Raw genomic sequence first — 19,015 nt, 5'->3', positions numbered from 1 at the left:
GAAGCAAGGGACAGCAAATGCTGTCCCTTGCTTTTTTTTGTGTCAACTTTCAATTTGTGAAATGTAATGCCAACATCGGTTATTGCTATTGCAAACGCTTACAAGCATGGGTATTATTGAAGCAGATAGAAGGAGGAAATAAATATGAAGAAATTTTTTGGTCTGGTGATGAGTTTGCTTTTGGTGATGACGGTGCCGGTTATTGCAGTGCAGGCACAGGATGATAGTTCGCCGCTTTACAAGTATGTTAAGAATGCTGATGGCAGCTATAGCTATGATGAGAGCAAGCCGGTGTATATGTATAATGGCTCAACTGAACAAGTTATGATTCCAGATACGTATACGGCACCAAAACGGCAGTTTCGTACTGCCTGGGTGGCAACTATTGCTAACTTGAACATGCCTAAGGTTCAATCACAAAGTGAGTTTGAAACGAAGTATACTGAGATTTTAAATACTTTTAGTGATTGGAATATGAATGCGATGATTTTCCAGGTGCGGCCGCTGCTTGATAGTTATTATCAATCAGAAATCAATCCTTGGTCAGAGTTTTTAAGCGGACAACAAGGTGTTGATCCCGGATATGATCCGTTGCCATGGATGATTGAGGAAACACATGCACGCGGTATGGAATTTCACGCATGGTTTAATCCATACCGGGTAACGAATACCAAGCTGAGTACGCAGTCAATATTAAATGCGATCGGGATGACTAAAGAAGATGCTTTGGCAATGACTATTCCGGAACATGTTGCAAAGTTGAATGAGGCGGGAATTTTAGCAGATAATAACTTTGCGGTATTACATCCGGAATGGGTTTTACGTTTTGATGAAAAGTTATTCTTAAATCCGGGAATTCCTGAAGTTCGTCAAAATGTGATTGATAGTATTACCGAGGTTATTAATAATTACGATGTTGATGCCATTCACTTTGATGATTATTTTTATCCATATCGGATTACTGTTGATGGCCAAAATGTTTTCTTTGGTGATGTCAACGAAGACCGTGAAACATTTGAGACATATGGTATTCCTGCAGGATATAGCGATGATACCGAGGGTATTGAATCATGGCGTCGTGATAATGTGACTGCGTTGATTGAAGGCATTAAAACTGAGATTGACAGTTACAATGGCAATACCGGCAGCTCAGTGCAGTTTGGCATTAGTCCATTTGGAATCTGGGAGCACAAAGAATATGATGAACGTGGTTCGAATACACCAACAGGCTCTTCTGAATCATACAGTAAGTCAATATTTGCTGATACATACAAATGGATTAAGGATGAAACTTTAGATTACGTTATCCCGCAAATTTATTGGAGCTTTGACCAGGCAGCGGCTCCTTATGGTGAGTTGACAAGCTGGTGGGATTCAGTGGTAGATGGAACCCGAGTACAGCTCTACATTGGTCATGCTAATTATAAACATGTTGGTAATGGTGGCTGGGAACCGGCTTGGATGAATCCGGAAGAAATTCCTAACCAGTTAAAGTTTAATCAGCAATATGAAAATGTTGCGGGTAGTGCATTGTTTAGTTACAATGATATTATGCCATCTAATGTAGCTGCATTGCCAGCTGATCAACAAGCAAAAAATCAAGCGAAGAATGATGCTTTGACATTGATTCGTGATCAGTACTTTAGTACGCCGGCGCTTAGTCCAGCGAAGCCGTGGCTCGCAAGTGCACCGATGACGGTGTTACGTGATGGGTATTTTGATGAGGCGAGCAGCAATAGTTTTACTTGGCAAGATGATAGTGAAAATGCTCGTTATTATGTTGTTTATCGTGGTCAGGGTGAAGCAGCTGATATTATCAATGATCCGGCAAATATTATTGCTAAGGTGTGGCGCGAAGACGGGGCAAACAGTCTGAGCTTCACTGATGAGTCAGCAGCAACGTTACGAGCTGAAACTACCTATGTGGTGACTGCGCTAGATGCCGCGCATAACGAAACGCCACCACTTGTCATTCAGGCACGTGCCGGCAGCGGTAGCACGGATAATAATTCCGGTAATGGCACTTCATCTGAGAATGGCAGTGGCGGAGCAGGTAGCGAGTTGCCGCAAACCGGTGAAAATTTCGCTGTTAGCGCATTGCTCGGTGTTGGAATTATTGTTGTTGCAGGCGTGGTTCTCTTGAAACGCAAAGCTGATTAATAGTAGTGAAAAAGTTGGCCGCGCTTGTCGCGGTCAACTTTCTTTTTTCTAAAAATTGATTTCGCGGACTTTCTTAGCTATAATAGTAAAGGATAAAGAGGTGGCAATATGATTAAATTATTCATCAGTGATTTGGATGGAACTTTGTTGCATGGCGAACAGTTTACTTCGGTAGAGGTTGGTAATATGGAGCTTGGTGAGGCAATTAAGGCGAATGTTGGTAAACTTGCTGAGCATGGCATTGATTTTGCCATTGCAACCGGCAGATATGTCAATGATATTGCGGTTATTGAGCAAGAACTGGGTTTGCAGAATAAGCATTACCGGGTTGCTCTAAATGGCGCTTTTATTTATTATGGTGATGAGAAATTAATTTCTAAAGCAGTTGATACCAAGACGGCATTGGCGTTTATTGAGACGATTAAATCGCAATATAGCCGGCAGTCACATTTTTTTAATGTATATTTTGAATATAATGAGAAGTATTTGTATCCGTTTAAATGGTATACGCGGCTTTTCTCAGGTGTATTTTTGAAACGGATGCATGCGCAAAAGTGGCATGCCGGGATTATTGATAATATCCGTAGCGAAAAACGTCCGGTTTATAAATTTTTGATTGGTATTCACGAAAATGCCTTGGTAAAGGTGCAAAGTGAACTTGAGGAATTATATCCGCAATTATCAATTTTTGCTTCAAGTCCGCGGAGTATTGAAGTTTGCGCACCCGGAGTTGATAAGGGTGAAGCAATTAAGGAAATTATGAAACGAATGAATTTGACACCTGATGAAGTTGCTTTTGTCGGTGACTCCGGCAATGATGTTTCCGGATTTAAGGTTGTAACCCATTCATTTATTATGTCACACGCGCACAAGCGCTATAAAAAAGACGCGAAGTATGAAGTGCACTCAGTGAGTGAAGCGATTGAGCAAGTGCTGGCGATTAATAAATCAGGCGAAGTGTTGAGTTATTGAGAAATGCCGATATCGGCCGATAGTTCATGGCGGAATACGACAAAAAAAGCATAGTTGACGATAAAGTCAACTATGCTTTTTTATTGCTATGCAAGCCGGCAACGTAGCCGGTAGCGAGAGCAGCGGTAATATTAAAGCCACCGGTGAAGCCGTAGATATCGAGGACTTCACCAGCAAAGTAGAGTTCAGGTACAAGCTTAGATTCCATTGTTTTGGGCTGCACTTCCTTGATGCTGATACCACCACCGGTAACAAAAGCACGTTCCATGCCTTGGGTGCCGCGTATTGTCAGCGGGAAAGCTTTAAGCAGTTGCAGCAAACGATCGAGCTGTGCCGGACTTAGCTGCCCAACTTTTTGGTCGGCAGAAAGATCAGCAAGGCTGACTAGTAAGGCAGCAAGGCGGCTCGGAACATATTGTTTAATCCAAGTTGCCGGTTGTTTTTCGTTAAAGTCTTTGCGGTTTGCCATGATAGTATCAAGCGAGATATCAGGGATACAATCAATGGTAACAAGCACTGGAGCTTGTTGCTTGATCAGTTGCTTGCGAACGAAACTGCTTAACCGCAGTGGTGCCGGTCCGGATATACCAAAGTGAGTGAAGACAAGGTCGTAGCGAATCGTCTTTACTTTTTTATGTTTGTCACTCCAAAGGGTAAGGCTGATGTCACTGAGTGAGATGCCTTGCAGACTGCCGTCATGAATAAAGTTTTCGCTGGCAACCAGCGGTACTTCGGTAGGAAAGAGTTCAGTGATGGTATGACCTAAAGTTTTCGCAAACTTGAGCCCGTCACCGGTTGAACCGGTATGCTGCGCACATACGCCACCGGTGGTAAGTATCAATGTATCAAATGGAAATACTTGTTTATCACCAACGATACGTTTGTTTTTCCAATCAATTTGATGAACAGTTGTTTCTAAATGTGTATGAACACCTAAATCATCAATAGTTTTTTTCAGGGTTTCAATAATTGTTTGCGAGCGGTCGGTTGTTGGAAACATCCGGCCGTGGTCTTCTTCTTTTAACGGGCAGCCATGACTTTCAAAAAATTGGATGATGTCTTGGTTGCTGAATTGATCGAAGACGCTGTATAGAAAGCGACCGTTGCCGGGAATTTGGGCAACCAGCTCTTCGCGGCTACAATTGTTGGTCACGTTACAGCGATTGCCACCGGTAGCACGCAATTTACGACCAAGCAGCGGGTTTTTCTCTAGTAAATGGATTTCGTTATCTGGGTTTGCAGTTTTGGAGCTTATTGCTGCCATCATGCCTGCCGGGCCGCCACCAATTATACAAATAGTTTTCTTCATGTTATCACCTATGGTATATTATAATATAGATATCGTGTTTTGAATAGCAGGAGAATTTTTGGGTCAAACGACGGGTCCGCTCTGGAGACCCGCCGTTTGACTGCAGCGTTTTGGAAAGAGGGAAAGTAATGCGTATAGATAAGTTGTTAGCAAATAGTGGTTTTGGCAGCCGACGTGAGGTCAAGGAGTTGCTGAAGCGGAAAGTGGTGTTTGTTGATGAACAGGTGGTGATAAATCCCAAAGTGCATGTTGATACAGCGACGCAAGTGGTTCGGGTTGAGGATGAAGTGGTGACCTATGAGCCGTTTGTGTATGTGATGCTTAATAAGCCGCAGAATGTAGTGAGTGCTACGAGTGATGAGCTTGACGCAACGGTTGTTGATTTGTTGGATCCGTATTTTGCCAGTCGTGAAGTGTTTCCGGTTGGGCGTTTAGATAAGGATACTGAGGGATTGGTGTTGCTGACCAATAATGGTAAGCTGGCGCATAAGTTGTTGACTCCGAAATCACATGTGATGAAAGAATATATTGCAACTATTGATCAGCCGGTTACTGAGGACGATATTGCGGCTTTTGCTGCAGGGGTAACTTTGGATGATGGTTATCTGACGAAGCCGGCAATTCTGAGTATCCCAAATACCGAGCAGGCAACGGAAATTGTTGTGTGTATAAGTGAAGGAAAATTCCATCAAATCAAAAGAATGTTTGAAGCAGTGGGTAAAAAAGTGGTATACTTAAAACGTACAAAAATCGGCAGCCTGGACTTGGACGAGTCGCTCGAGCTGGGACAATCACGTCGATTGACTAATGATGAACTTGAAGCATTGTTAGCAGATACAGAATAACCTGCACCTTTTATGGTGCCAAATACAACGATTTATACGGTACCTCACTGAGGGCCAAAATAAGGAGTGAATCACATGAGTGCAAAGAAAAAAGGTATGGATGCTAAGAGTATAGCATTGATTGGTGTGTTGGGGGCGTTGGCTTTTGGGCTTTCGTTTACCCCGTTTGGTTTTATTAGTATCGGGGTAGCAGCGATTACGACAATGCATATCCCGGTTATTATTGCCGGAATTGTCGGCGGACCGCGGGTCGGTGCGGCAATTGGTCTGGTGTTTGGGATTTCCAGCATGATGAATGCATTTTTACGGCCGAGTATTACTTCGGTAGTTTTCTATAATCCTTTGGTGGCAATTATTCCACGGGTTTTAATTGGTGTGGTTGCTTATTATGTGTATGTTTGGGTGAGTCAAAATGACACCGTTCGCCAGAAGCTGGCGAGCGGTGTTGCGGCACTATTAGCAACACTAACGAATACGGTATTGGTATTGGGAGCCATTTTCTTCTTTTATCAGCCGGTTCTTGGTGATAGTGCGGCGGCAGCATTTACCGTTGTCGGAACAACATTTGTATTCAACAGTATTCCCGAAATTATTGCTGCGATTGTGGTGACGATTCCGGTTGTTGCTGTGCTAAAACGAGTTTATAAGGGGCCGGTGTTATGATATTATTGTTTGATGTTGGAAATACGAATATGGTTGTTGGTTTGCATGACGGTAAGAAACTCGTCACGACGTGGCGTTTTTCTTCTGGTTTGGAGCGAACTGCAGATGAATATTACATGCTGTTATCGATGGCGATGCACGAAGAGCAGGTGAGCTGGGATATGATTGAGGATATGATTGTGTCTTCAGTAGTGCCGGCAATGAACATGCCGTTGGAATGGTTAGGCGTTCGTGCTATTGGCAGAAAACCAATTATGGTTGGTGCCGGGATTAAGACTGGGCTGCATATTAAGTTGAATCAGCCGCCGCAAAGTACCGGCAGTGATTTAATTTCAACTGCTGTGGCTGCTTTCCATAAATATGGCGGACCAACAATTGTAGTTGATTTTGGGACTGCAACAACAATGATGGTTGTGAATGAGAAAGCTGAATATTTAGGTGGAGCAATCACGCCGGGAATTAATTTAGCGAGCCAGTCGTTGTTTTCCAAAGCAGCATTGATTCCCAATATTCCGTTGGAGCAACCAGCTCATGCGATTGGTAAGAATACTATTGAAGCGGTGCAATCGGGAATTATTTTCGGCTATGCCGGCTTAGTTGATGGTATTGTCGGCCGGATTAAGAAAGAACTGGAAATGCCGGCGAAGGTTGTAGCAACCGGCGGACAGGCACAGTTTATTGCTCATCATGCGGAATCAATTGAAATAATTGATGAGCATTTGATGTTTGATGGTTTAAAAATTATTTATGATTTGAATAAGCACCCGAATACCTAGGGGTATTAACTCTGTATTAGAGTATTTGACGGGTATAATAAGAGAAAGGATTGAGAGTTATGACAAATTGGTTAGAAGAGGCAAAAAAATATGAGGCAGCAATGCTGAAAGATTTAGCTGGATGGATTCAAATTCCCAGTGTCCTTGATGAAGCAAATGCTACTAAAGAAGCTCCTTTAGGAACTGCTAATGTAGATGCTTTAGAGTATTTTCTTGATTTAGGTAAACGTGATGGTTTCGTTATTAAGAACATTGATAATTTAGCTGGTCATATTGAATATGGTGCTGGTAATGAATTGGTTGGTGTTTTAGGACATTCTGATGTGGTACCGGTAGGTGAAGGCTGGTTGCATGGCACCGCTTTTAGTGGTGCAGTTGAAGATGGTTTCATTTATGGTCGCGGAACTCAAGATGATAAAGGACCAATGATGGCGGCTTATTATGCAGTGAAGATGTTAAAGGATCTTGGCTTGCCTTTATCGAAACGGATTCGTTTGATTGACGGAACTGATGAAGAGAGCGGTTGGCGTTGTGTTGACCGGTATTTTGCCACCGAAGAAATGCCGGATACCGGGTTTAGTCCGGATGCTAATTTTCCATTGATTTATGCCGAAAAAGGGATGTTAAACTTCAATATTGTGCTTAATCATAATGATGACGCAATTATTAGTTTGAGTGCCGGAGATCGTTCAAATATGGTGCCTGAGGATGCGCGGGTTGAATTTCGTTGCAGTGATAATCTTGAAGTTGCCTACCAAGCATATCTTGATAAACATAATTATGAAGGTACTTTTGATCGTAATGGTGATGTTCAAGTCTTGACGATTAAAGGTAAAGCAGTACATGGTATGCAACCGGCACTGGGAATAAATGCGCTGTATATTTTGTTTGAATTTTTAGATAATCATATTGAGAGTCCGTTGATTAATTTGGTACAGAAGTTTCTTGATACTGATGGAACGAAGTTTGGAATCAGCCATACTGGTGTAATCGGTAATTTAACTATTAATGCCGGTGTGTTCAGTTATGTAAATGGTAAATTTGATATTACGGTTAATTTGCGTCACTCACAAGAGTGGGATGCTGATGCCGGATTAAAAACGATGACAACAGCATTGGCGCCTTTTGGTGCATTTATAGAGAATGCTGAGAAAAAAGCAGCACTTTATGTGCCACAAGATGATGTTTTAATTGAAACGCTTGCTGGTGTATATCGTAAACAAACTGGTGATAATCAAGAATTGTTAACAACCGGTGGCGGTACATATGCGCGAGTAATGAAAAAAGGTGTGGCATTCGGTATGCTTTTTGAGGGTACTGAAGACCGTATGCATCAAACTGACGAGCGGGTTCCGGTTGCCGACTTAATTAAAGCAATCGCGATTTACGCTGAAAGTTTATATGAATTAGCGAAATAAAGGAGCGGAAATTCATGCGTTTACGCAACATTCCCTATGCGAAAGAGAAATTAGCGAACCATCCAGAATTAGTGATTCTGGATGGTTCAGTACATAAAGGTGCCTGGCATGAAGTGTTTGGCAACAGTAATCCGATTGCTATTGAAATTGGCATGGGTAAGGGGCGCTTTGTCATTGAGATGGCCAAAGCGCATCCGGCAATTAATTTTATTGGCATCGAGCGTTTTGATTCGGTGCTGGTTCGGGCCTTGGAACGCGGATTGGAAGATCCGCAGTGTCCGCCGAATTTACGGTTTTTGCATTTGGATGCTGAGCTTTTGACCGATAACTTTGCTGATGCTGAAGTGACGTCGGTATATCTGAATTTTTCAGATCCGTGGCCAAAGAAACGTCATGCGAAGCGACGTCTGACGGCACCGCAGTTTTTAAGTCGTTATCAGCAGATTTTGATGGCTGATGGATATGTTTGTCAAAAAACCGATAATATGCACTTATTTGAGTCAAGTCTGCTGAGTGTTAATAATTATGGTATGGAGTTGCTGATGGTTAGTCTTGATTTGCATAACAGCGATTTTGAAGGTAATATTATGACTGAGTATGAGGAGAAGTTTGCTGCTAAAGGGCAACCGATTTACAGGCTAGAAGCAAAATTCGCCGCAAAATAGTTTTTGAAAAGCAACGAAGCTCGGCTTCGTTGCTTTTTTTATGAGTTTTTTTGTGATAGAATAATAGCAATGAAGGTGAGTGATTGTATGCGGACAGATTATATTTCGTGGGATGTTTATTTTATGGGGATTGCGTTGCTTTCGGGGAAGCGCAGTAAGGATCCGGGAACGCAAGTTGGTGCGTGTATCGTGAATGGCGAGAAGCGTATTGTTGGTATTGGATATAATGGTTTGCCTTATGGGTGCGATGATGGTGATTTTCCGTGGGAACGCAGTGGTGAGTTTTTAGATACTAAGTATCCGTATGTGGTGCATGCTGAATTGAATGCTATTTTAAATAGTACTGAGAAGCTGGCTGGTTGTAGTGTGTATGTTTCTTTATTTCCTTGTAATGAGTGCGCTAAAGCGATTATTCAGGCAGGGATTAAAGAGGTTGTATACATGTCGGATAAGTATAATGGTGAGAAAGAGAATGTTGCATCAAAACATATGTTTGATTGTGCCGGTGTTGTGTATCGTCAGATGGAACAGGTTGAGGTGGAGATTACGTGTCCTTAGTGCGTCCTTATGTGATGGTAGATTCGATTTTAGATATTGAGGTTGAGTGGTTACAGGAAAAGGCTGTGACTGGTCTTTTTGTTGATATTGATAATACTGTGTTTGCTTCGCATGATGCGCCGAATCAACCGATTCGGGCGGAGTTTAAAGCGAAGCTGGGCGAGTTTGTTGATGCCAGAATCAGTGTAGTTTTGATTTCCAATAATCGTCGCGAGCGGGTGGCAGCAATTGCCGGACAGGTAGGTTTGCCGTATGTTTCGTTTGCGATTAAGCCGTTGCCGTTTGGGTTTTTACGGGCGAAGCGAAAATTGGCGTTGCCGAGGAAGCATATTATGCATATTGGTGATCAGTTGTTGACCGATGTGATTGGTGCGCAACTTTGCGGCATTCGTGCGATTTTGGTTGAACCATTGGTGGATAAGGATAATATTTTTGCGAAACCAAGCCGTTTGATTGAGCGTGTCTTAGGAACGAGAAAGAACAAGAGGAGCGAACTTGATGAATAGTGTATTTCCAAAGTATAGATCAATTGATGAGCGCTTAGATATTCTTATCAGTGATGGTTTGCAGATTGATGATCGCGCAAGTGCCAAAGCGGCTTTAGAGCGAGTTGATTATTTCCGAATGATGCGCTTTGCACCAATGTTTGAGGATGAAAATCGGCACTTTTTCCCAGGGACAACTTTTGCTGATTTAGAGAATATTTATGAGTTTGATCGGTATATTCGCCATATTATTATGCAGTGTATTGATCCAATCGAGGTGGCTTTGCGGGCACAATTGTCAGACTTGGTTGGAACCCGGTATGGCAGCGATGGCTACCGTCATCGCGAGCATTTCCAGTCAGCACAGGAGTTTAAAGAGTTTTATCGAAAATTAGAGAAAAAGTTTACGATGCGTAATGTTTACGAGGTTATTGATGATGTTCATGTCAGCAATATTTATGAGTTGCCGGTTTGGGTTGCTTTTGAGTTATGTACGTTGCAGATGCTGGAATTGTTTTATACTAATTTGAAAAAGCATGACCAGAAGGAAATTGCCCGAATTTATGGATTTTCATACCGTGACTTGCCTAGCTGGTTGCATTATTTAGTTGTTATTCGTAATACTGCGGCACATCAGGGGCGTTTTGTTGATCGTCACTTTAATGATCCGGCTACGTTAGACCGCTTTGATGAAAGACAATTTCCTGATTTTGTTGGCAATGATTTGTTTGCTGCCTTTTATGTTTGTACGAAATTTCTTAGTACGGTTGATGTGGATTTAATATTTATGATTATCAATGATTTGAAAGAAGAATTGCATGATAGTAATATTGAACTTAAAAAAATTGGTTTTCCTGAATCTTGGTATGAACAATTACTGAGTATTTTACATATAGGAGTGGAACAATGAAGAAGATAGGTCAACTGCCATTAGCAATGCTTTTAATTTTCGCATTAATGTTAGTAGGTACGCCGCTAGTGGCTATGCATAATCAAAACCAGAATGATGATCAGCAGGCAGAATATCTTGAGACCCTGAAAAAAGGCGCAATTGAGTTTGAAATTGCCGCTACAACGCTGACCAATTACCAAATTTATGACTTAGAAATTACTTATCATGAAGCTGGGGAACTGTCTTTTACTAACCGTGGTGAAGCAGGCGAGGCGGCTGATACCGCAATTACAATGCTTAAAGATAATCAACCATTTTGCAACGCGATGTTAATTTTAGGGGAGCAAGCGATTGCTGATAGTGTTCATGTTTCCGAAGCTGGGGTTGGCTTCAGCCTCAAAGGGCTGAATCCAACCGATAAAGTATTGCTTTATTTTGATCCGAATCATCAAATGGATGAGCAGCAGCAACAGGCAATGCGGCTTGATGAAGATTGGGTGCTTGTTGTTGAGCAGCAATAAATATTGTCTTGATATAATTGCACAATATTGTTATAATATTACTTGCAGTTTATCATATTGTCCTGGTAGCTCAGCTGGATAGAGCAACGGCCTTCTAAGCCGTCGGTCGGGGGTTCGAATCCCTCCCAGGACGCCATTTATATTTGTATAAGTAGTAGGCATTAGCGTTCATTCGCTGATGCTTTTTTTGAATCTATTGCATATTAAACATTTTTAATTGTGTTTTTGTGATTATGTGCTAGAATAAGAGTACCAAAGTTGAGAATAATAGGAGGAATTATATATGGACACTTTTGCTGAGTATTTAGCAGCTGTTGATAATCCGGAACATCGCGCCCGGTTGGAAGCAATTTTCGCTTGGATTGATAGTGAGTTCCCAAACTTAGAAAAGCGGATAGCTTGGAATCAACCAATGTATACTGATCATGAAACTTTCATTATTGGTTTTAGTATTTCTAAACAACATTTGGCTTTTTCACCGGAAGGTGTAGTGCTTGATCACTTTGCTCCCAAAATAAAAGCTGCAGGTTATAAGCAAACGAAAATGCTAGTCCAGATTCCCTGGACCAGTGAAGTCAATTATGACTTGCTAAAAGAAATCATTGCCTTCAATATTGAAGATAAAAAAGATATTACTACTTTCTGGCGGAAGTAATACTAATGCGGAAAAGTTGAAAAACCGTGCACTATAAGTGCACGGTTTTTTTAAATTTCTATAAAAAACTTGACTCCAACCTTAGGGTAGCCCTTAGAATCCAAAGTATAGGAGTGATGGTTATGAAAAAAATACTACATGTCTTGTTGGCAATGGTGATAATTGCTGGCGGATATCTGGGAATTATGGCATATGAACCTTCAAGCTATAATTTCGACGAACAAACAATGACGGTTGCCGAAGCGGCTGGTGAAAAGCAGGCGAGTGTGGCCGTGATGATGGGACATTTAAAGCATATTGCTTTTAGTGCCCATCCAGCCGGGAGTGTCGCAAATCAAAATGTACGAGCATATTTGATTGAGCAAATTGAAGCAATGGGTTATGTGGTGCGGGAAGAGCACTTTACAAACACGGATCCGGAGGTTATTGCCGCAGCAACGCCTGATGGTGAGCCTTTACCGGAACAGTTGAACATGACTAATTTAGTTGTTGAAGTAGCGGGAACGAATCCTCTGGCAACGACACTGGTTATGGCACATTATGATAGTACCAAACATGGGCCGGGTGCTGGCGATGATGGCATTTCGGTAGCATCGATTTTAGAGGCGATGCGAGTGCTGAAAGCAAACGGACAGCCACAAAATAATTTTGTGTTTTTATTTACTGACGGTGAAGAGCTGAAAATGCTTGGTGCAAAGGATTATGTGGAAAAACATCCTGAAATGGCTGAAACTGCAACCTTTGTGCTTGATTTCGAGGCACGAGGAACCGGCGGCGGTATGATTATGTTCCGAACCAGTAATGGAAATAATCATTTACTTCATCATTATGTGGCAGCAGTCAGCACACCGATGGCCACATCAATTGGCAGCAGTATTTTTGATTTATTGCCTAATGGGACTGACTTGACCGTTTTTCTAAATAGTAATTATGAGGGAGCTATGGATTTTCTGATGCTGGATGGGGTAGAAAATTATCATGCCCCAACAGATAATTATGATAATATTGATCGCAATAGTGCTTACCAGTATACAACTACGATTTCTGAGTTGATTAATTATTTTGCTAAGATAAATGATGTTGAAAATATTGAAAATGAAAATGCGGTTTACTTTCCAATATTCCGAGGTATGCAAATTGTTATGCCTGAGAGTATTGCAAAAGTCTTAGCAATAACTGCAGCGCTGCTCGCAGTCATTGCCATAGTTCTGCTTATTGTCAAAAAAACCTTCAATAAACGACAACTGCTTTGGGGAGCAATAGCCTTGGTGGCAATTATTTTATGCGGTGCAGTAATAGGCTTTGTTACTCGAATTGTTGTTGTAAATATAATTCCGGTACGCTTACCATTGTTCGCCATTTATACGGTTATGCTGATAATTATCTTGCTGGCAGTACTTGGCATTCTTCGCCTGTTTGGCAAACGACTCAACTTTTCTGGCTTTGCCGTCTGGTATCTGGTGTTACTCGCAATTGCTACAATTATACTAACATTCCTGCTCAGCGGTGCAAGTTATTTACCAATATTTATTTTATTGCCGCTTGCCGGGGGAATAATTATTTATACTCTGATTGCCGAGAAATACAAACAAAGAACTAAGAAAATAGTAGCGATTATTACAGCTGCAATTGCATCAATACTAGTTGTTCCGGTGCTATACCTTATTTTTATGGCAATCTTGACACCAACATTATTTATAATCGGGACATTATTTGCTGGTTCAATTGCAGGTTACCTAAGTATCTACTCGTTAGAATAAATGAAAAAACCGGTCGGAGATTTACTCCGACCGGTTTTAACTTTCGAACAATTTTGGCAACTTGTGTGATTTTTGGTATAATATATAAAATAGCATTTGGGAGGAATATGTCTTGCATTTAAAAAAATATGTTTCCGCTTATCAACCGGTGAATGCTCAAGAAGCAATGGATCAAGAGAATATGCTGCATTATCTGGATACATTTGATGACTTGCTTTTTCGCACTAATATTTTTGGTCACTTTTCAAGTTCGGGTTTTATTACCAATAAAACCCATGATAAAATCCTGCTGATTCATCATAATATCTACAAGTCTTGGGGCTGGACCGGCGGACATATGGATGGTGATGATGATTTTGTAGCGGTTGCCTTAAAAGAAGCGCAGGAAGAGACCGGCATTAGCGATTTCTCATTTGTGACTACTGATATCGCTTCATTGGATATTTTAGAAGTACCGGGACATTTCAAGAATGGCAAGTATGTTTCTGCCCATGTGCACTTATCGCTGGCTTATTTGCTCGAAGCTGATGAAAATGATGCTGTCTTCGTCAAAGAAGACGAAAACAGCGGTGTCGCATGGTTTCCAATAAATGAAGTATTAGATGTATGCACTGAGGAGCATATGAAAACAGTCTATCAGAAGTTGCTTGATAAACTAAAACAGTTTGAAAAATAATGGGGATAGAGCGCGAGTTTAATAAATTGCGCAAATACAAAGTGAGTGGTATTATAGAAAAAAAGATAGAATCAGAAGAAGAAATTGCGAGGAATAACATATGGATATTAATTTTAAGATGGGGCAAACAATCAAGCAGATACGCATCAGCAAGGGATACTCACAGCAAGAACTCTGCCGGGATATTTGCCATGTGAATACACTAGTTAAAATCGAGAGCAATACGCTGTCGCCTTCTTTTGAAATTCTGCGGGCGCTTGCCGCCCGAATGGGATTAACAGTCGATGATTTAATTAAACGGACTGAATTAGAACGAGACCCTTTTTATGTTCAGATAAGAACACGACTAAAAAAAAGTGTTGCAAAATATGATGTTGGTGGAATGGAGCAGGAACTATCACTATTAAGTGATGAGATGTATGAAAAATTGCCGCCAATGGAACAGCAATTTATTGATGTTTTAAAGCTTGCATTATTATTAGATACATATAAGGATTTTGAAGCAGGGTACAAACTAGCAAAAGAATCATTATATAAAACGTATAAAGATGGTGCCACATTTTTTACAGATGAAGAATGTATGTTAATTAACAATTTGCTGAAAATTGAGCAAAGCGAGGAACACATTGCACTTGCTAAAGAAGCTTTTGAATGGGTGAGAAAGCAAGATGACTCAGTTCAAAATGGTCATTGTTATATTCTTTTGTTAAATGGACTCACTATGACTGCATTTCTGCAAGAGAATTGGTTAGAGCTTACTGAATATGCAGCTATCGGAGAACAAGTTGCTACTAAGTATGACAAGGCTAGATTTATGCCAATCTTTATTTTTATGCTAGGTATATCTGATTATATGTTAGCAGTTAATAAAGAAAGAGGACTTGGAGAAATGAAGCGGGCACTTGATTATAGTTTAGTGATGAAAAACATGTTTTTATATCAAGCGCTAATATCATATACTAAGAAATACAATATTGAGTTAAAATAAAAAGGACTATCAAAATAGTCCTTTTTATTTTAATTAAACACTGTACCATGCAAAAGTAGAGATCCATTTTAAAAAGTTTAACATTTTGCTCACCCCCTTTTTCTTTTATTGTACTATATAAATACATTATAGTGTTGTATCCGTCTATATATTAGCCAATATCAAGGCAGAAACGGGCCAGAACCGCGTCTAATATGGTAGATAATAATGGTATTTAATGAAAAAGTGCAGTATGTTATAATTTTGCTAGAGTTCGCTTTCCATGAGCTTGCAGGAATGTTTTGGGGGAATATTTCTGAAAAAAGGCCGCAGATTCATATCTGCGGCCTTTTTTATTATAATATTATGGCTAAAAAAGAGGTGTTTCAAGTCTTATTTCAGGGCTTCAGAAGCTAAAAAAATAAATATTTTATAAAGTTGTTTGACTTCTAATTTTAAAGTGCTACAATTGTATGCAGTAAAGGGGTTTATGTAATGAAAAAGAAATTGATTTCAGGGCCTAAAGATGCATTTGCCAAAGTTACTTTAGCATCACTTGTTTTAACATTAGGTATTGTTTATGGTGATATTGGGACTTCACCATTGTATGTTATGTCAGCAATTGTTACCTCGAATGGTGGCATTGTTAGCAGCGATTATGTTTTGGGCGGGGTTTCACTGGTTATTTGGACCTTGACACTGCAAACGACAATTAAATATGTTTGGCAGATACTGCGCGCTGATAATAACGGCGAGGGCGGTATTCTTTCTTTATATAGTCTTCTTAAGAATAAAGCAAAATGGTTGATTATTCCGGCAATTATCGGGAGTGCAGCCCTGCTTTCTGATGGTATTATTACCCCGGCAGTTACTGTTACTTCAGCTATTGAAGGTTTGAAAATGGTGTTTCCGCTTGAACAGGGTACGGTTGTTATTATTGTAGCCGTTATTATTTCAATTTTGTTCTTGATTCAACGGAGTGGCACTGACAAAGTTGGTCGCGTTTTTGGACCGATTATGCTTGGTTGGTTCTCAATGCTTGCGATTTTAGGTTTAATTAATATTCCGCAAGACTGGGGTATTTTGCAGGCGTTCAACCCTTATTTTGGTTTGAAGTTATTATTTACCGGTATGTTAGATGGTAAAGCGGCTTTAATTCTCGGGGCAGTATTCTTATGTACGACCGGGGCCGAAGCTTTATATTCTGACTTGGGACATTGTGGCCGTAAAAATATTTATTATACTTGGATTTTTGTTAAAACTGCTTTGATTTTAAACTATTTAGGACAAGGTGCGGTTTTATTAGGATTTGAAGGTCAGATGATTAGCGGCAATCCATTCTTTATGGCGATGCCGGAGTGGATGTTGCTCTTTGGTATCGGACTGGCAACCTTTGCGGCAGTAATTGCCAGCCAGTCATTGATTTCTGGTTCATTTACTTTAGTTTCAGAAGCGATTAAGTTGCGGATTTTCCCGCGTTTGAAGATATCATATCCTTCTAATGTGAAAGGGCAAGTATACATTGCTGCAGCCAATCTATTATTATATATCGGCTGTATGATTGTACTTTTCCATTTCCGTGAAGCGTCGGCAATGGAGGCAGCTTATGGACTTTCAATTACGGTTGCAATGTTAATGACTACATTCTTATATTTCAATTATCTGTTAATGAAGCATGTGCCAAAAGTATTTGCGATTGGCTTCCTCTGTCTCTATTTAGTTATTGAAGGAAGCTTCCTGACTGCCAACCTGTTTAAGTTTATGGAGGGTGGTTATATCACCGTTATCTTCGCTTTGGTTATCATGGGACTTATGTATATTTGGATGTACGGCAATCGTGTTACCGATAGAATTGCTCGGCGCGTCAGTTTGAAGAAATTTACTGACCAGTTCTTGGCACTGCAGGTTGATAATGACGTTGAACGTTATTGCACTAACTTAGTATACATGACTAAGTGCGAGAAAAGAAATATGGTTGAAAAAGAAGTTATTCACTCAATTTTGGAACGCCAGCCAAAACGAGCTGATGTCTATTGGTTTGTCAATATTATTGATGATGACTCGCCGTTTACTACTGAATATCGAGTTGATCACATTGTTCCTAATAAGGTTATTAAGGTTCAGTTCGTGCTTGGTTTCCGTGTGGAACGGAAAGTCGCGATGTTAATGCGAACCGTTGTCACTGAAATGATTGAAAAAGGTGAAATTCCGAGCGAAGGTCGAATTTATTCGATGAACCCGGATACCAAAGTTGGTGATTTCCGCTTTGTATTATTAGAAGATGTGCTTTCTAATGAAGGAAACCTGACGTCATTTGACAGTATGATTCTGCGTTTAAAATTTAAGTTAAAACAAATTACTGTGACGCCAGCCAAATGGTTTGGTCTTGATACCAGTAATGTTACCGTTGAACAGTATCCAATACTACTTGGCAAGCACCAAAAAGTTGATTTGCAGCGTATTGACTAATAGACAAAAGTTGAAAGCGCCGGGTTTACCCCGGCGCGCTTTTTATTTTTTCCGAAAGATAATCTGCACGCGCTTTCAGAGAGCTGTGATATAATAATATAAAGGAGTGGTTGTTGATGAAGAAAATTGGCGTTTCAATATATCCGGAAAAATCAAATTTTGCGGCAGATAAGGAATATTTAGATAAGGCTAAGAGTTATGGCTTTGTTCGGGTATTCACGAGTTTGTTGCAAATAAGCGGTGATGCGGATTCAGTTTTAGCTAACTTCAAGAAGACGGTGCAATATGCAAGTTCAATTGGTATGGAAGTTATGGTTGATATCAATCCTAAACTTTTTGAACAACTGGGTGTTTCGTATGATGATTTATCATTCTTCCATGAGCTTGGCGCTTATGGTGTGCGCCTGGATATGGGCTTTGGCGGTTTACCGGAGAAGGTTATGACTTATAATCAATATGGCTTGAAGATTGAAGTGAATATGAGCGGGGTGCAAAATTACATTGATTCAGTGATGGGTTATGATCCTAATACTGAAAATTTGCTGGGCTCACATAACTTCTATCCGCGTCGGTATACCGGTTTATCACAGGAAGTATTTGATTATGGTTGTGAGAAGTTTAAGGCGTATAATTTACATACAGCGGCTTTTGTAACTTCGCAAGTTGGCGAGCTCGGTCCATGGGGATTGCAAAGCGGCTTGCCAACGTTAGAAGCACACCGCAATCTGTCGTTGGCGGCGCAGGTTAATTACTACCGTATAACCAATGCAGTGGATGATATTATTATCGGCAATGCATATGCCAGTGATGAAGAGCTGCAAGCGATGAGCGAGGCATGGTTTTCGACCTTGCCAACGCTTGCGGTAAAGGTGCACAGTGGCGCAAGTGAGCTTGAAAAAGAGATTGTTTTGCAAAACATTCAGACATATCGTGGAGATATGTCAGAGTATGTGCTGCGATCAAGCATGAGTCGGATTAAGTACAAAGATGAAAATATTGCCCCAAATAATGCGGTGGCAGCAATTCGTCGTGGTGATGTTTTGATTGATAATGACCAAAATCAGCAATACAAAGGCGAATTATTTATTGCTTTAGCTGATATGGAAAATGATGGGGGCACTAATGTTGTCGGCCGCCTCACTGATGAAAGTATGTATCTGCTGGATTTCATTCCACCGTTTGGAACGTTTATGTTGTCTGAGGATTAATTTTTCAAGGGAGCAA

General features: G+C 40.6%; 18 protein-coding genes and 1 tRNA gene. 18 read left to right on the top strand and 1 reads right to left on the bottom strand.

Annotated elements, in window-relative coordinates; translation table 11 throughout:
• Window positions 1–144 precede the first annotated feature (144 nt).
• Together FEZ08_RS03340 and FEZ08_RS03335 are read left to right on the top strand one after the other, a co-directional pair.
• Entirely contained in the window at window positions 145–2,160 is a 2,016-nt protein-coding gene (locus FEZ08_RS03340) for a glycoside hydrolase family 10-like protein (RefSeq protein WP_138190448.1), read from the top strand.
• Between the two features lie 108 nt (window positions 2,161–2,268).
• On the top strand, window positions 2,269–3,132 hold the full coding sequence (locus FEZ08_RS03335; protein ID WP_138190297.1) for an HAD-IIB family hydrolase: 864 nt from the start codon (window positions 2,269–2,271) through the stop codon (window positions 3,130–3,132).
• A gap of 70 nt (window positions 3,133–3,202) precedes the next feature.
• Here FEZ08_RS03335 and FEZ08_RS03330 read toward each other — a convergent pair whose 3' ends face one another.
• A complete protein-coding gene (locus FEZ08_RS03330; protein ID WP_138190296.1) occupies window positions 3,203–4,441 on the bottom strand; it encodes a BaiN/RdsA family NAD(P)/FAD-dependent oxidoreductase in 1,239 nt (412 codons plus the stop codon).
• A 128-nt stretch (window positions 4,442–4,569) separates the two neighbouring features.
• On the opposite strand from FEZ08_RS03330, the gene FEZ08_RS03325 reads away from it, so the two are divergent.
• The 16 genes from FEZ08_RS03325 (at window position 4,570) to FEZ08_RS03250 (ending at window position 18,999) form a co-directional block, all read left to right on the top strand.
• Window positions 4,570–5,286, top strand: coding sequence for a pseudouridine synthase (locus FEZ08_RS03325; RefSeq protein ID WP_138190295.1), 717 nt, complete (start codon window positions 4,570–4,572; stop codon window positions 5,284–5,286).
• A 75-nt stretch (window positions 5,287–5,361) separates the two neighbouring features.
• Window positions 5,362–5,949 carry an ECF transporter S component gene (locus FEZ08_RS03320; protein WP_138190294.1) on the top strand — a complete coding sequence of 196 codons (588 nt, stop codon included), beginning with the start codon at window positions 5,362–5,364 and terminating at the stop codon, window positions 5,947–5,949.
• The gene (locus tag FEZ08_RS03315) at window positions 5,946–6,725 is read left to right on the top strand and encodes a type III pantothenate kinase (protein WP_138190293.1); all 780 of its coding nucleotides are present in this window, start codon (window positions 5,946–5,948) and stop codon (window positions 6,723–6,725) included. Before FEZ08_RS03320 ends, FEZ08_RS03315 begins: the two co-directional genes overlap by 4 nt.
• 59 nt (window positions 6,726–6,784) lie before the next feature.
• A complete protein-coding gene (gene pepV, locus FEZ08_RS03310; protein ID WP_138190292.1) occupies window positions 6,785–8,143 on the top strand; it encodes a dipeptidase PepV in 1,359 nt (452 codons plus the stop codon).
• 14 nt (window positions 8,144–8,157) lie between these two features.
• Window positions 8,158–8,808: a tRNA (guanosine(46)-N7)-methyltransferase TrmB gene (trmB, locus tag FEZ08_RS03305; protein ID WP_138190291.1), complete on the top strand. Its 651-nt coding sequence runs from the start codon at window positions 8,158–8,160 to the stop codon at window positions 8,806–8,808.
• Between the two features lie 87 nt (window positions 8,809–8,895).
• A complete protein-coding gene (locus FEZ08_RS03300; RefSeq protein WP_138190290.1) occupies window positions 8,896–9,366 on the top strand; it encodes a deoxycytidylate deaminase in 471 nt (156 codons plus the stop codon).
• Window positions 9,357–9,872 (top strand): YqeG family HAD IIIA-type phosphatase, encoded by a 516-nt coding sequence (locus FEZ08_RS03295; RefSeq protein ID WP_138190289.1) that lies wholly within the window; start codon window positions 9,357–9,359, stop codon window positions 9,870–9,872. The genes FEZ08_RS03300 and FEZ08_RS03295 overlap by 10 nt, the downstream gene beginning before the upstream one ends.
• Window positions 9,865–10,761, top strand: a complete 897-nt coding sequence (locus FEZ08_RS03290; protein WP_138190288.1) for an Abi family protein — start codon at window positions 9,865–9,867, stop codon at window positions 10,759–10,761. The genes FEZ08_RS03295 and FEZ08_RS03290 overlap by 8 nt, the downstream gene beginning before the upstream one ends.
• Window positions 10,758–11,264, top strand: a complete 507-nt coding sequence (locus FEZ08_RS03285; RefSeq protein WP_138190287.1) for a hypothetical protein — start codon at window positions 10,758–10,760, stop codon at window positions 11,262–11,264. Before FEZ08_RS03290 ends, FEZ08_RS03285 begins: the two co-directional genes overlap by 4 nt.
• 59 nt (window positions 11,265–11,323) lie before the next feature.
• A tRNA-Arg gene (locus tag FEZ08_RS03280) sits at window positions 11,324–11,400 on the top strand.
• Between the two features lie 147 nt (window positions 11,401–11,547).
• Window positions 11,548–11,919 carry an iron chaperone gene (locus tag FEZ08_RS03275; protein WP_138190286.1) on the top strand — a complete coding sequence of 124 codons (372 nt, stop codon included), beginning with the start codon at window positions 11,548–11,550 and terminating at the stop codon, window positions 11,917–11,919.
• Between the two features lie 122 nt (window positions 11,920–12,041).
• Complete coding sequence (locus FEZ08_RS03270) at window positions 12,042–13,679, top strand: M20/M25/M40 family metallo-hydrolase (protein ID WP_171014913.1); 1,638 nt, start codon at window positions 12,042–12,044, stop codon at window positions 13,677–13,679.
• Window positions 13,680–13,845: 166 nt separating this feature from the next.
• A complete protein-coding gene (locus tag FEZ08_RS03265) occupies window positions 13,846–14,355 on the top strand; it encodes an NUDIX hydrolase (RefSeq protein ID WP_138190447.1) in 510 nt (169 codons plus the stop codon).
• 100 nt (window positions 14,356–14,455) lie between these two features.
• On the top strand, window positions 14,456–15,343 hold the full coding sequence (locus tag FEZ08_RS03260; protein WP_138190284.1) for a helix-turn-helix domain-containing protein: 888 nt from the start codon (window positions 14,456–14,458) through the stop codon (window positions 15,341–15,343).
• Between the two features lie 474 nt (window positions 15,344–15,817).
• Window positions 15,818–17,791, top strand: coding sequence for a KUP/HAK/KT family potassium transporter (locus tag FEZ08_RS03255; RefSeq protein WP_138190283.1), 1,974 nt, complete (start codon window positions 15,818–15,820; stop codon window positions 17,789–17,791).
• A 116-nt stretch (window positions 17,792–17,907) separates the two neighbouring features.
• Complete coding sequence (locus FEZ08_RS03250; protein WP_138190282.1) at window positions 17,908–18,999, top strand: DUF871 domain-containing protein; 1,092 nt, start codon at window positions 17,908–17,910, stop codon at window positions 18,997–18,999.
• Window positions 19,000–19,015: the final 16 nt, after the last annotated feature.

Origin of the sequence: Culicoidibacter larvae, assembly GCF_005771635.1 — a bacterium.
Lineage (GTDB): Bacteria > Bacillota_I > Bacilli_A > Culicoidibacterales > Culicoidibacteraceae > Culicoidibacter > Culicoidibacter larvae.
Note: the sequence above shows the minus strand (reverse complement) of the source record. Positions and strands in the feature narration are given on the sequence as shown.

Excerpts from the sequence above, each read along its gene's own strand:
- FEZ08_RS03260 (WP_138190284.1), top strand. The coding sequence starts at position 14,456 with ATGGATATTAATTTTAAGATGGGGCAAACAATCAAGCAGATACGCATC.
- FEZ08_RS03335 (WP_138190297.1), top strand. The coding sequence starts at position 2,269 with ATGATTAAATTATTCATCAGTGATTTGGATGGAACTTTGTTGCATGGC.
- FEZ08_RS03275 (WP_138190286.1), top strand. The coding sequence starts at position 11,548 with ATGGACACTTTTGCTGAGTATTTAGCAGCTGTTGATAATCCGGAACAT.
- FEZ08_RS03270 (WP_171014913.1), top strand. The coding sequence starts at position 12,042 with ATGAAAAAAATACTACATGTCTTGTTGGCAATGGTGATAATTGCTGGC.
- FEZ08_RS03265 (WP_138190447.1), top strand. The coding sequence starts at position 13,846 with ATGGATCAAGAGAATATGCTGCATTATCTGGATACATTTGATGACTTG.
- pepV (WP_138190292.1), top strand. The coding sequence starts at position 6,785 with ATGACAAATTGGTTAGAAGAGGCAAAAAAATATGAGGCAGCAATGCTG.
- FEZ08_RS03320 (WP_138190294.1), top strand. The coding sequence starts at position 5,362 with ATGAGTGCAAAGAAAAAAGGTATGGATGCTAAGAGTATAGCATTGATT.
- FEZ08_RS03300 (WP_138190290.1), top strand. The coding sequence starts at position 8,896 with ATGCGGACAGATTATATTTCGTGGGATGTTTATTTTATGGGGATTGCG.
- FEZ08_RS03250 (WP_138190282.1), top strand. The coding sequence starts at position 17,908 with ATGAAGAAAATTGGCGTTTCAATATATCCGGAAAAATCAAATTTTGCG.
- FEZ08_RS03340 (WP_138190448.1), top strand. The coding sequence starts at position 145 with ATGAAGAAATTTTTTGGTCTGGTGATGAGTTTGCTTTTGGTGATGACG.
- FEZ08_RS03325 (WP_138190295.1), top strand. The coding sequence starts at position 4,570 with ATGCGTATAGATAAGTTGTTAGCAAATAGTGGTTTTGGCAGCCGACGT.
- FEZ08_RS03315 (WP_138190293.1), top strand. The coding sequence starts at position 5,946 with ATGATATTATTGTTTGATGTTGGAAATACGAATATGGTTGTTGGTTTG.
- FEZ08_RS03255 (WP_138190283.1), top strand. The coding sequence starts at position 15,818 with ATGAAAAAGAAATTGATTTCAGGGCCTAAAGATGCATTTGCCAAAGTT.
- FEZ08_RS03290 (WP_138190288.1), top strand. The coding sequence starts at position 9,865 with ATGAATAGTGTATTTCCAAAGTATAGATCAATTGATGAGCGCTTAGAT.
- trmB (WP_138190291.1), top strand. The coding sequence starts at position 8,158 with ATGCGTTTACGCAACATTCCCTATGCGAAAGAGAAATTAGCGAACCAT.
- FEZ08_RS03330 (WP_138190296.1), bottom strand. The coding sequence starts at position 4,441 with ATGAAGAAAACTATTTGTATAATTGGTGGCGGCCCGGCAGGCATGATG.
- FEZ08_RS03285 (WP_138190287.1), top strand. The coding sequence starts at position 10,758 with ATGAAGAAGATAGGTCAACTGCCATTAGCAATGCTTTTAATTTTCGCA.